Below are 12974 nucleotides of genomic sequence, written 5' to 3'. Positions count from 1 at the left end.
CGCACAATAGGGCGCGTGGCGGGGGTGCCGCAAGGGCAGCTGTTTACGAAAACTCACGGCAATTTCGCCCGTTAACAGAATCGCAGGCCCTACCGTGCAATCTGGCTTTGGGTGAACAACAAAGGTGGGTTCAATGACCTATGACGCAGCGGGGCTAGCGCCTCTGGACTATTTGCCATGCCGCTATGGCACCTCAAAGCTGATGTTTCGCGGCCCCCGCCGCAGGCTGGAGGCGCCCTATATCGCCTTTCTCGGCGGGACGGAGACCTATGGCAAATTCATTGAGGAGCCGTTTCCCGCGCGGGTCGAAGCCGAGATCGGCAAGACCTGCGTGAATTTCGGTTTCCCCAACGCGGGGATCGACGCCTTTGCGCATGATCCTTTCGTCGCGCAGGCCGCTTCGCAGGCGGATGTGACGGTGGTTCAGGTCATGGGCGCGCAGAACATGACCAACCGTTTCTATTCGGTCCACCGGCGCCGGAACGACCGGTTTGTCGGGGCCTCCGCGCTGTTGCAGACGATCTACCGCGAGGTCGATTTTTCCCAGTTCCACTTCAACCGCCATATGCTGACCCACCTCATGCAAGTCTCGCCTGAGCGGTTTGAGGCGGTGCGCGCAGAGCTTCAGCAAGCCTGGCTGGCACGCATGCGTTTGATGCTGGGGCAGATACAGGGGCGCACGCTTTTGCTTTGGTTGGCCGACCGCCCGCCGGTCGCGGAGGCAGAGCAGCCGGTCGGGGAGTTGGGCCATGATCCGCTGTTCGTGACACGCGAAATGTTGGACGCGGTGGCCCTACATGCCACGGCCAAGATTGAGGTCGTCTCTCCCAAAGACCCCTTTGCCGGGCCGACCGCTGGCATGGTGGTCAGCGAATTCGAGGCGCAGGCCGCGTCGGAAATGCTGGGCCCGATGGCTCATGCCAATGCTGCCGCCGCCCTGACCGATGCGCTGCAAAGCATGTCCTGACGCTCACGATACAGGCGCACGCGACGAAAAAGGCCCGCCGAGAACGGCGGGCCTTTGGTGTTTCACGTGAAGAACTTTACAGCTTTTCGATCAGTTCAGGCACCGCGTCGAAGAGGTCGGCTACGAGCCCGAAGTCGGCGACTTGGAAGATCGGCGATTCTTCGTCTTTGTTGATCGCGACGATGATCTTGGAGTCCTTCATCCCCGCAAGGTGCTGGATCGCACCGGAGATGCCGACCGCGATATAGAGGTCAGGAGCCACAACTTTGCCGGTCTGACCAACCTGCCAATCGTTCGGCGCATAGCCCGAATCGACCGCCGCGCGCGAGGCGCCAACAGCCGCGCCAAGTTTGTCGGCCAGTTTTTCGATCAGGGCGAAGTCCTCTTCGGACCCGACACCACGACCACCGGAAACCACCACGCCTGCGCTTGTCAGCTCGGGGCGATCGGATTCGGCGACTTTGTCTTCGACCCATGTGGACAGGCCGGGGTTGTCGGCAGCCGAGATGGTCTCGACCGAAGCAGAGCCGCCTTCACCCGCGGCATCGAAAGTCGATGTGCGGAAGGTGATGACTTTCTTCGCGTCGTTCGACTTCACGGTTTGTACGGCGTTGCCCGCATAGATCGGGCGCTCGAATGTGTCGGCGTCGACAACGCCCGAAGCATCCGAAATCACCATGACATCAAGCAGGGCCGCGACGCGGGGCATGATGTTCTTGGCATCCGTGGTGGCAGGGGCAACGATGTGGTCGTAGTCACCAGCCAGCGACACGATCAGCGCTGCGGTGGCTTCGGCCAAACGGTGGCCCAGCATCTCGTCTTCGGCGACCAGCACCTTGGAGACGCCATCGATCTTGGCCGCCGCTTCGCCTGCCGCCGCGGCAGAGCTGCCCGCCGCCAGAATGGTCACGTCGCCCAGTTTCTTGGCCGCGGATACCGCCTTGGCGGTTGCGTCCATCGACAGTTCGCCGTCGGAAATCTCTGCAATCAGAAGAACAGCCATTACACAGCCCCCGCTTCTTTGAGTTTCGCCACAAGCTCGTCAACCGAACCGACCTTGATGCCAGCGGCACGTTCGGCAGGCTCAACGGTTTTAACGATTTCCAAGCGGTTGGAGACATCGACGCCGTAGTCTTCGGCGGTCTTTTCATCCAGCGGCTTTTTCTTGGCCTTCATGATGTTCGGCAGCGAAGCATAGCGCGGCTCGTTCAGGCGCAGGTCCACGGTGACGACTGAGGGCATGGAGACTTCGATGGTCTGCAGGCCGCCGTCGACTTCGCGGGTGACTTTCGCTTTGTCGCCTTCGATGGCGATTTCCGAGGCGAATGTCGCTTGCGACCAGCCCATCAACGCCGAGAGCATCTGCCCGGTGGCGTTCATGTCATTGTCGATCGCCTGTTTGCCGCAGAGCACGAGGCCCGGCTGCTCTTCGTCGACGATGGCTTTGAGGATCTTTGCCACGGCCAGCGGCTCGATGTCCTTGTGGACATCGTCCGACGCCACAACAAGAATCGCGCGGTCTGCACCCATGGCGAGCGCGGTACGCAGCGTTTCCTGCGCTTGCTTCACACCGATGGAGACAGCAACGACCTCTTCAGCCTGACCGGCTTCTTTCAGACGAATCGCTTGTTCAACGGCGATTTCGTCGAAGGGGTTCATCGACATTTTCACATTGGCAAGATCAACACCCGATCCGTCCGCTTTGACACGAACTTTCACGTTATAGTCGATCACGCGTTTGACAGGCACCAATACCTTCATGAGCGGTCTCTCTCCTCAGTTTGCGACGCGGGCTGGTGGCCCGGTCTCCCTAATTCTCCACACGGGTGTAACGAAGCGGATCGGATCAAAACAGGCCAAAATCGGCAGGTCGGTAGTTTTGAACGCGGCGTTTTCCCCGATTTTCGTCTGTTAGCGCTATTTTATGCGCGGTTCGCGCCTGGCACCCATAGCACGTCTTCCTTGCCCGCGTTATTGGCCATACGGGCGGCGACGAAGAACCAGTCGCTGAGACGGTTCAGATAGGTGACACAGGCCGGGTTGATCGCCGTTTGCTCTGACAGCAAAACCGCCAGCCGTTCGGCGCGGCGCGCCACAGTGCGGCAGACATGCAGATGTGCGGCCAGCGCGCGGCCACCGGGCAGGATGAAGCTCCGCAGCGGCTCCAACTCGGTGTTCATCACGTCGATCTCGCGTTCAAGCCGGGCGACCTGTTCTTGCGTGACCCGCAGGGGCGGGTACTCCGCATCGCGGTCGGCCTCCATATCGGGGCGGCAAAGATCGGCGCCCAGATCAAAAAGGTCGTTCTGGATGCGGGCCAGTGCTTCGTCCGTGGCGCCGGTAGCTTCGAGCCGGGCAACGCCGACAAAGCAGTTCAACTCATCCGAGGTGCCATAGGCCTCGACCCGCGCGTCATGTTTGGCGACACGGTCGCCATTGCCAAGCGCAGTCGTGCCCTTGTCCCCGGTGCGGGTGTAAATCTTGTTCAGTACAACCATCAGATCGTGCCCCCTCGGAAATAGACATAGGCAAGGATCAGCAGCACGGCGATGAACTGCGCGATGATCCGCCAGCGCATCAGCTTGTTGGCGTTGCGTTTGTTGAATTTGCCCCCCGTGGCAAAGCCGCCCAGCCCCATCAGGAGCACGACGGCGACCGCCACGACGGCAAGTAGGACGATCACGAAAAACGGATCATTTGGCATGGGCTGTCCTTTCGTTGCCCCGAGATGTAGCGGCGCGGGGCAGTCGCGCAACCAAAATCAGCGGCTGGTGACCCAGTCCAGCGCCCGCGTCGGCAGGATACGCCGCAAAACACCGGCGATATGGGTTGGGGTTGTGACGAAATAGCGCGGGCGGGGCCGGGGGGATTCGACGGCATGGGCCAGTTTTTCGACCACCGCCTCGGGCGGAAGTTCGAAACGGTCCTTTTTGCCTCTATCGTCATAAAGTCGGGGGCGCATGGTGGCCTCATACTCCGCCGCGCGGGGGCTGTTTTTCCAGTCGATCCAACGCTCGAAGCGCGGGATCGCCTTGGTCCGCAGCTTTGAGGTGACGGGGCCGGGTTCGATCAGGATCAGCTCGACCCCCGTGCCGCGCATTTCAAGCCGCAGGGTATCGGTCAGCCCCTCCAGCGCGAATTTCGTGGAGTTATACGCCCCGCGCCAGGGCATCGCCACCATGCCAAGCACCGAAGAACATTGCACGATCCGCCCATGCCCTTGATTGCGCATCACCGGGATCACCGCGCGGGTCAGGCTGTGCCAGCCAAAGAAATTCGCCTCGAATATCTCGCGCAGCGCATCGGTGGGAAGGTCTTCGACCAGTCCGGGCGTGGCGTGGGCGCCGTTGTTAAAGACAGCATCCAAGTTGCCGCCGGTTTGATCCAATACTTGGGCGAGGGCCGTTTGGATGCTGGCCTCATCGGTATAATCGAGACGGGGCGCGTCGAACCCTTCGGCGCTCAGCCGGTCGCAATCCGCCTGTTGGCGGCAGGCGGCAAAGACGCGCCAGCCGCGGGCGCGCATGCCATGGGCGGCGGCATAGCCGATGCCGCTGGAACAACCGGTGATCAGGATAGAACGGGTCGCAGACATGCAAAGGGCCCTTCGTTTGAAAGGCCCTTCATCGCGCGATGCTGTAAGATTGGCAAGTTAGCCGTTGTTGAGCAGGAAGTCCGCCATCCAGCCGGATGCCGTGCCGTCGACGCTGCGAAAGCGCACCCAACCGGCACCGTTGTCTTCGACCACCTCAACGGCGTCACCTTTGCCCAGTTTGCCGACCACACCGAAATTGGTGCCCGGCCCACCGCGGACATTGACGCGGGTGCCATTCACTTTGCGGATGTCGGCCTGGGTGGTGCTGACATAGGTCGTGCCGTTGTCGGTGGCGCTGATCAGGCTTGGAATGACGACAGGCGCATTGGCGTTGGTGGTGGAATAGGCGGCTTTTTCTACTTTGGGGGCACTGGTGCTGACGGCTTTGACGACTTTCGCGCCAGCGCGGTCCGCGGGGGTGGCCACGGCTTTTTGCACCATCGCGTCATTGGCCTGCGGCAAGTCGCTGAGGGTCGTAAGGTTCAGCGCCACGCGGGTCGTAGTCACATCCCGTGCCGGGGCGCGCTCGGCGAAGGGGGTGATGGGGCTTTCGGCCTTGCGGGCTGCATTTGCCGCGGCGGCCGTGACAAGGTTGGACGAGGTTGTGCCGGCTTCTGCGCTGGCGATCAGCGCCGATGCTGCCGTCTCAGAGCTGGCCATCTGCGGGCCTGCAGGCACGAAATCCGCCCCGCCGCTCATCTCGTAGAATGCCCAGCCCATGAAACCAAATGTCAAAAAGATGAACCGTTTCATTTTGCTGTTCCTTGTCCCGTGTCAAACCATGTTGCTGTTGAGAGACCAACGCGAAACTTCGCGAATGGTTCAATTCCGATTGGCAAGAATTCGCATATCCGGAAAGTATTGCTTTTTTCTCACTTGAAACCGTGTTGGCGATCTTTTTTTCTGAGTCGACTGCGGGCAAACAGCGGGCAATCTGTCGCTTGCCCGCTCTGCCGTGCTTGGCTAAAAGACCCGTCATGTCAGACATAAGCACACCCCCAGAACTCGACCCGAATGACCTGTCCGAGCCGCTGCGCCGCGCCTTGGGAGAGCGGTATCTGACCTATGCCTTGAGCACGATCATGCACCGGGCGCTGCCCGATGCGCGCGATGGGTTGAAACCGGTGCACCGCCGCATCCTTTATGCCATGCGCGAGTTGCGGCTGTCTTCAACGGGCGGCTTCCGCAAATCAGCGAAGATTTCGGGCGACGTGATGGGGAACTATCACCCGCATGGCGATGCCGCGATCTATGACGCGATGGCGCGTCTGGCGCAGGATTTCAACGTGCGCTATCCGCTGGTCGACGGGCAGGGCAACTTTGGCAACATCGACGGCGATAACCCGGCGGCCTCGCGCTATACCGAGGCGCGGATGACCGCCGTGGCCGAAGCCATGCTGGAAGGGCTGAACGAGAACGCCGTCGATTTCCGCGAGAATTACGACGGCACGCTGACCGAACCGGTGGTGCTGCCCGCGCAGTTCCCGAATCTGCTGGCCAATGGCTCTTCGGGCATCGCCGTGGGCATGGCCACGAACATCCCGCCGCATAACATTGCCGAGCTGTGTGACGCCTGTATTCATCTGATCAAGACACCCGACGCCCGCGACGAGACGTTACTGAACTACGTCCCCGGCCCGGATTTCCCCACCGGTGGCGTGATCGTCGAGCCGCCTGAGAATATCGCCAATGCCTATCGCACGGGCCGCGGCTCCTTCCGGCTGCGTTGTCGTTGGGAAGTTGAGGACCTTGGCCGGGGCGCTTGGCAGATTGTCGTTACCGAAATTCCCTATCAGGTTCAGAAATCCAAGCTGATCGAAAAGATCGCCGAACTGATCCAGACCAAGAAGATCCCGATTCTTGCCGATGTCCGCGACGAATCCGCCGAAGACATCCGCATGATCATCGAGCCGCGCTCGAAGAACGTCGATCCGAACGTGCTGATGGGGATGCTGTTCCGCAACTCGGACCTTGAGGTGCGCTTCTCGCTCAACATGAACGTGTTGATCGATGGCCAAACGCCCAAGGTCTGCTCGCTCAAGGAAGTGTTGCGCGCTTTCCTCGACCACCGGCGCGAGGTGCTGCAACGCCGCTCGCGGCACCGGATGGACAAGATCGACCACCGGCTTGAGGTGCTGCAGGGCTTGATCACGGCCTTCCTGAACCTTGACCGGGTGATAGAGATCATCCGCTACGACGACGACCCCAAAGCCGCCTTGATGTACGAGGATTGGAGCCGCGCGCATCAGGATACGCTGAGCCGCGCGATGGACGAATCCGCCTATGTCTCGCCCTTGGCGGGGGTCGATGTGTCGAAACTGGCGGTAATCGCGGATGCCGAGGCCGAAGCCACCGGCGTACTGACTGAGAGCGGTGACACCCGCGCCATCCCGCACAGCTATGCAGGCCGCGAGAATGGCCTGTCGGATGTGCAGGCCGAGGCGATCCTCAATATGCGCCTGCGGTCCTTGCGGCGCTTGGAAGAAGACGCGCTGGTGAAAGAGCGTGACACGCTGATGACCGAACGCGCGGGGCTCGAAGACCTGCTGGAGAGCGACGACCTGCAATGGTCCACTATCGCTGACCAACTGCGCGCGACGAAAAAGCAGTTCGGCAAGGACTGGGTGATCGACGGCGTCAAGCGCGGCCAGCGCCTGACCGAATTCGACACCGCCGGAGAGGTTGAGGATGTCCCGATTGAGGCGATGATCGACCGTGAGCCGATCACCGTGGTCTGCAGCCAGATGGGCTGGATCCGCGCCATGACTGGCCATATCGACCTGAACCGCGAGTTGAAGTTCAAAGACGGCGACGGCCCGCGCTTTATCTTCCACGCCGAAACAACGGACCGGTTACTGGTCTTCGGTTCGAACGGGCGTTTCTACACCGTTTCCGCCGCCAACCTGCCCGGCGGGCGCGGCATGGGCGAGCCTTTGCGTCTGATGGTTGATCTGCCCAACGAAGTGCAGATCGTGTCACTCTTTATCCACCAGCCGGGGCGCAAGCTGTTGGTTGCCTCGACGGCAGGCGATGGTTTCGTGGTGCCCGAGGATGACGTCGTGGCCCAGACCCGCAGCGGCAAACAGGTGCTCAACGTGCGTGGCGAAGGCGTCTCGGCGCTGGTCTGTCATCCGGTGTCGGGGGATAGCGTTGCCACCGTGGGCGAGAACCGCAAGGTGCTGGTCTTTGGCCTTGATGAATTGCCCGAGATGGGCCGGGGCAAGGGCGTGCGCCTGCAGAAGTACAAGGATGGCGGCCTGTCGGACGCCACGACCTTCACGCGGGAAGCGGGCCTTAGCTGGCAAGACCCGGCGGGCCGGACACGTACCGAGGCCGATCTGGCCGAATGGACCGGCAAGCGCGCAAGTTCGGGTCGCATGGCCCCCCGCGGCTTCCCGCGCGACAACAAGTTCACGTGAAACAGCCGCGCCTTTCGGGGCGCGGTCAGTCCAGCGGCTCGGCGGTCATCCAGACGCCGCCCTCGGGGCGCAGGGTCAGGATCATCACCGGCTCCGGGTCCTTGCCCGGCACAGGCGTGAACTTGAACCGCCCCAGCAGGGTGGCGAGGATGATCACCGCCTCCTGCAACGCAAAGCTCGCCCCAATGCAGATGCGCGGTCCGTCCCCGAAGGGCAGATAGGCATAGCGGTCGATCGCCTTGCGGTCGGCGAAGCGCTCGGGCCGGAAAACATCGGGATCGTCCCAAAGCAGTTCATTGCGGCCTAGCGCGTAGATCGGGATCATCACCGTGTCGCCGGGGCGGATTTCGCGGTCGCAGAGCCTGTCGTGCTTTTGCGCCGTGCGCGAAATAATCCCGGCGGCGGGGTAGAGCCGCAGCGCCTCGTCGATGATCATCCGCACCAAGGGCAGCTTGTCCACATCGTCGCCAGTGCAGGGACGTCCTTGCAGTACATCGCGCACCTCGGCGCGGGCGCGCGCCTGCATCGCGGGGTCGAACCCCATGAGGTACATCGACCAAGCCAGCGTCAGTGCCGTTGTCTCATGCCCCGCGACGATGAAGGTCAGAAGGTTGTCGCGCAGCTCTCCGGTGTTCATCTGACGCTTGGTCTTGGGGTCCTCGCCCTCCAGCAGCAGGTCCAGCAGATCGGGCGTGCCGTTATGGCCGCGCGCCACCCGCGCTTCGATCGCCTGGTCGGCCATCGCCTTCATCTGCTTCAGCGCCTGGCCGGACATCATCCGCCCCGGACGTGGCAGCCAATCGGGCAGGCCGAGGATATCGAAGAGGCTGATCTTACCCGCCTCAGCGATATAGTCGTCGATGGCGCCATGCACCTTGTCGCGGTCAAAGGTGCCATCGCCTGAGAAGGTCACGTCGCCGATCACCTCGAAAGTCGTCGTCACCATCTCATCGAGCATGTTGACCGCGCGCGGCCCAGCAGCGGCGATTCGCTTGGCCGAGCGGTCAGCGGCGGCGCTCATCACCGGGGCGAGGTTGCGCACGTTGCGCTGCGAAAAGACAGGGGCCGCCGCCCGACGCTGCCAGCGCCAATGCGCGCCCTCTGCAATGAAGAGCGATTCCCCGATGGCCGGGCGCAGCAGGTTCTTGGTGACATCGGACTTCGGGTAGTCCTCCAGCCGGTCGAGCAGGATTTCCCGGATTGCACCCGGATCCATCAGCATATGCCAGCGCTTGCCGGTCTTGCCCGAAACCATGGGCTGGGTGGTTGCGATCTTGGGGATGATGCTCAGCACGTTGCGCCGGGCCATCTGCAAACTGCCGAGCATTCCCACAGGTTCGGTCACCAGCGGTACGCGCACGGGCAGGGGGGATGGTTGGGTCATGATGCTGTCCTCACTCATATCCAAGATAGACCGGACCGGCAGGCGCGCAACTGCGGCAAATGATTGCGCCCCTCCCGGCCATCGGCTACCCCTTTTCGAAATCTTAACGCCCCGAAGGATTGCCCATGCTCCGAGTTCTCGCCCTGTTGACCTTCGTCGCGACGCTGGCCGCCTGCAACGGGGCCTCCGACCTCGACAAAGCGCCGACCCCGCTGGGGAACTTCAACCTGCACCACAATATCGTGGTGGCGCCCAAAGCGCAGAAGGGGCCGCTGAGCCGCGAGGTCAGCAAAGAAGAACTGGCCGAGGCCGTGCGCGCCGCCACCGCCGAACGCTTTGACCGTTATGACGGGGAACGCCTCTATCACTTCGGCATCAGCGTCGAAGGCTACGTGCTGGCGCAGCCGGGCATCCCGCTGGTCTTTGCCCCGAAGTCGATCCTGATCCTTAATCTCACGGTCTGGGATGACGCGAAGAACATGAAGCTGAACCCCGAGCCGCATCAGATCACCGTTTTCGAATCCCTCGATCAGGGTCCGGTTGTTGGCTCCGGCTATACCAAATCCGCCGAAGAGCAGCTCAAGAACCTCAGCCAGAACGCGGCAAAGTCGATCGAGACCTATCTGGTCAAGCAAAACCGCGAAGAGGGTTGGTTCAGTGGTGGTGTGGCATCGTCGCCTGCCGGGGAGCCGGAGGATAAATAACCCCCCATCAAGGCGCGCCGAACCGCTGCCGCATGGCCCCGATGGGCTTTAAGTGGCCCCAAGACGCAAGTCACGCTTGATTTTACCGCCCGAACCCAATACATCGCCCGCCAGATAGGGTTCGGGTCCCCGTTGGGGCCCCTCAATTAAAAGGGCGCCACCATGGCAAAGGCAAAGTTTGAACGTAACAAGCCACACGTCAACATCGGCACAATCGGCCACGTTGACCACGGTAAAACCACGCTGACCGCGGCGATCACCAAATACTTCGGTGACTTCCAAGCGTATGACCAGATCGACGGCGCGCCCGAAGAAAAGGCCCGCGGCATCACCATCTCGACCGCGCACGTTGAGTATGAAACCGAAGCACGTCACTACGCCCACGTCGACTGCCCCGGCCACGCTGACTATGTCAAAAACATGATCACCGGTGCCGCTCAGATGGACGGCGCGATCTTGGTTGTGAACGCGGCCGACGGCCCGATGCCCCAGACGCGTGAGCACATCCTGCTCGGCCGTCAGGTTGGCATCCCCGCCATGGTCGTCTTCATGAACAAAGTCGACCAAGTGGACGACGAAGAGCTGCTTGAGCTGGTTGAGATGGAAATCCGCGAGCTGCTGTCTTCCTACGACTACCCCGGCGACGACATCCCCGTTGTGCCCGGTTCCGCTCTGGCGGCGATGGAAGGCCGTGACGAAAACATCGGCGAGAACGCGATCCGCAAGCTGATGGAAGAAGTCGACAACTACATCCCGACACCAGAGCGTGCTGTTGACCAGCCGTTCCTGATGCCCGTCGAAGACGTGTTCTCGATCTCTGGCCGTGGTACCGTTGTGACCGGCCGTGTTGAGCGTGGCGTGATCAACGTTGGCGACGAAATCGAAATCGTCGGCATCCGCGACACCAAGAAAACCACCTGCACCGGTGTGGAAATGTTCCGCAAGCTGCTGGACCGTGGTGAAGCTGGCGACAACATCGGCGCGCTGCTGCGTGGCGTTGAGCGTGACGGCGTTGAGCGCGGCCAGGTTCTCTGCAAGCCCGGTTCCGTGAACCCGCACACCAAGTTCGAAGCCGAAGCCTACATCCTCACCAAAGAGGAAGGTGGCCGTCACACGCCGTTCTTCGCGAACTACCGTCCGCAGTTCTACTTCCGTACAACTGACGTGACCGGCACCGTTCAGCTGGCAGAAGGCACCGAGATGGTCATGCCCGGCGACAACGTGTCCTTCGGCGTTGAGCTGATCGCACCGATCGCCATGGAAAACGGTCTGCGCTTCGCGATCCGCGAAGGTGGCCGTACTGTTGGCGCTGGCGTTGTTTCCAAAATCACTGAGTGATTTTGGGCGGGGCCTTCGGGCCTGACGTCTGAGAGATTTGAAAGGCCGCAGCGTTTGCTGCGGCCTTTTGCTTTTGTGGGGGAGGGGGCACCTGCGGCCCTTGAAACGAAAAAAGGCCGGCTCCTATAAGAGCCGGCCTTTCGCATTCATATCTATGGCAATTACGCGGCGTCTGCGTTTACACCGCCCTTGGTCGCAATCTCAGTCATGCGGCGGTCGCCGTCATAGGTGTGATCAAGCTGCTCTTGCAGCTGCGCGCCGTCTTCATCCTCGTCCAAGCGATTTGCGAAGGCCACAACGCAGCCATATCCGGCCAATGCATAATGCACCATGCGCTGGTACTGCGTGATGATCATCGCATCGCGGGCATCGTTGTCGCCGAAGTCTTCTTCCAGCACATGTTTATGCGCCTCTTTCACAAGACCCTCCATGCCGTGGCAGTGCTCAGCGTCGGGGTCGAGGTCGTGTTTCGCGCAGATGGACTTCAGCACATCCATCCCCTTGGCGATTCCGTTGCTGCCATCGATCAGCGCTTCCGACAGTTCCTTGTCCTCGGCCGCGCGGCCCAGTGCGTTGGTCGCTTCAAGCGACTGCTTACAGGCAGAGTAGAGGTCTTGCAGTTGGTCGGTGTAGACATCTTTGAGATTGTTCATAGTCATCGGTCGTCCTCCAATTTCGGGCTTGGTTCGACGAGAAAACGTAAGCTGGCCGTGCAATGTTCCCCAAAGAAAGGAATATTGCCGGAAAGGTCAGATCTGCTCTTGATCCGCCGCCCGTTTGCGACTACCCAAACCCCCGGCATAGGGGTTTAGCTCAGTTGGTAGAGCATCGGTCTCCAAAACCGAGGGTCGTGGGTTCGAGTCCCTCAGCCCCTGCCACATCTCTTCAAATTTGTAATGGTGACCCGCGCTTCTAGCGGGGCGGTTGGTTTGTTTTCGCCGCTTGGTGTCTCATCGGCGTGGGATTTGCCGCCTGAAGGGCTGTCGTGAGTCGTCGCATTTCCTACACTTCAGAACTGTACCCCGCCGTTCGAACGGAACCGCCAAGTAGGCTTTTGCATTGGCGCCCCGATTCACTGGGAATCCGACTCCGACCTTCCTGGGATTAAGGGCGATTCACTCCACCTCAGCCGCAACAGGTCTCGAATACTCCAGCTTCTGGCCTTCCGGTGAGCCAGTGGGTTGCTTCAAAGTGCCGAAATAGCAGGCAATTTCAGCGACTTGCTGAAAGGTTCCCCGAAGCCCTCACTTTTCTCAACTTTCTGCTTGCGGGTTTCGCTCACTCACCTTAGAACCCCCTCTACCGGCGGCGCAGAGATGCAGCGACGGGGCGCCAGACGGGGCGGACGGGAGCGGAGACGCTAGGTTCGGTTCGGAAAGCGGATAAGAATTCGAGGTATTAGGGCGGGGCGCGCCAAGGTTATAGGGCGCATCTCAGTTTTTTTGTCTCAACGCTGTTTGAAAATTTGATATCTGAAGAGATATGTGGGCGGTTTGGTTCATTCGATGGATCAACGTCTGTATATCGCGCTCTTAGGCTTCGGTCGATGATAGAGTGTCAGCTTCAC

12 protein-coding genes and 1 tRNA gene are annotated in these 12974 nt (G+C 61.1%); 5 read left to right on the top strand and 8 right to left on the bottom strand.

Annotated elements, in window-relative coordinates; all coding sequences use genetic code 11:
- Positions 1-133 precede the first annotated feature (133 nt).
- The gene (locus tag J3456_RS06600) at positions 134-967 is read left to right on the top strand and encodes a DUF6473 family protein (protein WP_349579448.1); all 834 of its coding nucleotides are present in this window, start codon (positions 134-136) and stop codon (positions 965-967) included.
- Between the two features lie 76 nt (positions 968-1043).
- Here the strand turns inward: J3456_RS06600 and J3456_RS06595 are convergent, their stop codons facing one another.
- The 6 genes from J3456_RS06595 to J3456_RS06570 all read right to left on the bottom strand — a co-directional run bounded on the left by J3456_RS06595 (position 1044) and on the right by J3456_RS06570 (position 5315).
- Positions 1044-1970 carry an electron transfer flavoprotein subunit alpha/FixB family protein gene (locus J3456_RS06595; RefSeq protein WP_349579447.1) on the bottom strand — a complete coding sequence of 309 codons (927 nt, stop codon included), beginning with the start codon at positions 1968-1970 and terminating at the stop codon, positions 1044-1046.
- Entirely contained in the window at positions 1970-2728 is a 759-nt protein-coding gene (locus J3456_RS06590) for an electron transfer flavoprotein subunit beta/FixA family protein (RefSeq protein WP_349579446.1), read from the bottom strand. The genes J3456_RS06595 and J3456_RS06590 overlap by 1 nt, the downstream gene beginning before the upstream one ends.
- Positions 2729-2889: 161 nt before the next feature.
- Positions 2890-3465, bottom strand: a complete 576-nt coding sequence (locus J3456_RS06585) for a cob(I)yrinic acid a,c-diamide adenosyltransferase (protein ID WP_349579445.1) — start codon at positions 3463-3465, stop codon at positions 2890-2892.
- Complete coding sequence (locus J3456_RS06580; protein ID WP_174860550.1) at positions 3465-3671, bottom strand: twin transmembrane helix small protein; 207 nt, start codon at positions 3669-3671, stop codon at positions 3465-3467. Before J3456_RS06580 ends, J3456_RS06585 begins: the two co-directional genes overlap by 1 nt.
- Positions 3672-3728: 57 nt before the next feature.
- Entirely contained in the window at positions 3729-4562 is an 834-nt protein-coding gene (locus J3456_RS06575; protein WP_349579444.1) for an SDR family NAD(P)-dependent oxidoreductase, read from the bottom strand.
- 57 nt (positions 4563-4619) lie between these two features.
- A complete protein-coding gene (locus J3456_RS06570; protein WP_349579442.1) occupies positions 4620-5315 on the bottom strand; it encodes an SH3 domain-containing protein in 696 nt (231 codons plus the stop codon).
- A 224-nt stretch (positions 5316-5539) separates the two neighbouring features.
- Here J3456_RS06570 and J3456_RS06565 point away from each other — a divergent pair, with 224 nt between their 5' ends.
- On the top strand, positions 5540-7981 hold the full coding sequence (locus J3456_RS06565; protein ID WP_317390172.1) for a DNA topoisomerase IV subunit A: 2442 nt from the start codon (positions 5540-5542) through the stop codon (positions 7979-7981).
- 25 nt (positions 7982-8006) lie between these two features.
- Here J3456_RS06565 and J3456_RS06560 read toward each other — a convergent pair whose 3' ends face one another.
- A complete protein-coding gene (locus tag J3456_RS06560; RefSeq protein WP_349579441.1) occupies positions 8007-9365 on the bottom strand; it encodes a cytochrome P450 in 1359 nt (452 codons plus the stop codon).
- Positions 9366-9490: 125 nt separating this feature from the next.
- Here J3456_RS06560 and J3456_RS06555 point away from each other — a divergent pair, with 125 nt between their 5' ends.
- Both J3456_RS06555 and tuf read left to right on the top strand, forming a co-directional pair.
- Positions 9491-10069: a hypothetical protein gene (locus tag J3456_RS06555; RefSeq protein ID WP_349579440.1), complete on the top strand. Its 579-nt coding sequence runs from the start codon at positions 9491-9493 to the stop codon at positions 10067-10069.
- A gap of 162 nt (positions 10070-10231) precedes the next feature.
- Positions 10232-11407: an elongation factor Tu gene (tuf, locus tag J3456_RS06550; RefSeq protein ID WP_067622157.1), complete on the top strand. Its 1176-nt coding sequence runs from the start codon at positions 10232-10234 to the stop codon at positions 11405-11407.
- Between the two features lie 161 nt (positions 11408-11568).
- Here the strand turns inward: tuf and J3456_RS06545 are convergent, their stop codons facing one another.
- A complete protein-coding gene (locus tag J3456_RS06545; RefSeq protein WP_349579439.1) occupies positions 11569-12066 on the bottom strand; it encodes a DUF892 family protein in 498 nt (165 codons plus the stop codon).
- Positions 12067-12209: 143 nt separating this feature from the next.
- Here J3456_RS06545 and J3456_RS06540 point away from each other — a divergent pair.
- Positions 12210-12285, top strand: a tRNA-Trp gene (locus tag J3456_RS06540).
- Positions 12286-12974 lie beyond the last annotated feature (689 nt).

Origin of the sequence: Sulfitobacter sp. NFXS29 (assembly GCF_040148765.1) — a bacterium.
Classification (GTDB): Bacteria; Pseudomonadota; Alphaproteobacteria; order Rhodobacterales; family Rhodobacteraceae; genus Sulfitobacter.
This window is presented reverse-complemented; position numbering and strand designations above follow the sequence as displayed.

Excerpts from the sequence above, each read along its gene's own strand:
- J3456_RS06600 (WP_349579448.1), top strand. The coding sequence starts at position 134 with ATGACCTATGACGCAGCGGGGCTAGCGCCTCTGGACTATTTGCCATGC.
- J3456_RS06595 (WP_349579447.1), bottom strand. The coding sequence starts at position 1,970 with ATGGCTGTTCTTCTGATTGCAGAGATTTCCGACGGCGAACTGTCGATG.
- J3456_RS06590 (WP_349579446.1), bottom strand. The coding sequence starts at position 2,728 with ATGAAGGTATTGGTGCCTGTCAAACGCGTGATCGACTATAACGTGAAA.
- J3456_RS06585 (WP_349579445.1), bottom strand. The coding sequence starts at position 3,465 with ATGGTTGTACTGAACAAGATTTACACCCGCACCGGGGACAAGGGCACG.
- J3456_RS06580 (WP_174860550.1), bottom strand. The coding sequence starts at position 3,671 with ATGCCAAATGATCCGTTTTTCGTGATCGTCCTACTTGCCGTCGTGGCG.
- J3456_RS06575 (WP_349579444.1), bottom strand. The coding sequence starts at position 4,562 with ATGTCTGCGACCCGTTCTATCCTGATCACCGGTTGTTCCAGCGGCATC.
- J3456_RS06570 (WP_349579442.1), bottom strand. The coding sequence starts at position 5,315 with ATGAAACGGTTCATCTTTTTGACATTTGGTTTCATGGGCTGGGCATTC.
- J3456_RS06565 (WP_317390172.1), top strand. The coding sequence starts at position 5,540 with ATGTCAGACATAAGCACACCCCCAGAACTCGACCCGAATGACCTGTCC.
- J3456_RS06560 (WP_349579441.1), bottom strand. The coding sequence starts at position 9,365 with ATGACCCAACCATCCCCCCTGCCCGTGCGCGTACCGCTGGTGACCGAA.
- J3456_RS06555 (WP_349579440.1), top strand. The coding sequence starts at position 9,491 with ATGCTCCGAGTTCTCGCCCTGTTGACCTTCGTCGCGACGCTGGCCGCC.
- tuf (WP_067622157.1), top strand. The coding sequence starts at position 10,232 with ATGGCAAAGGCAAAGTTTGAACGTAACAAGCCACACGTCAACATCGGC.
- J3456_RS06545 (WP_349579439.1), bottom strand. The coding sequence starts at position 12,066 with ATGACTATGAACAATCTCAAAGATGTCTACACCGACCAACTGCAAGAC.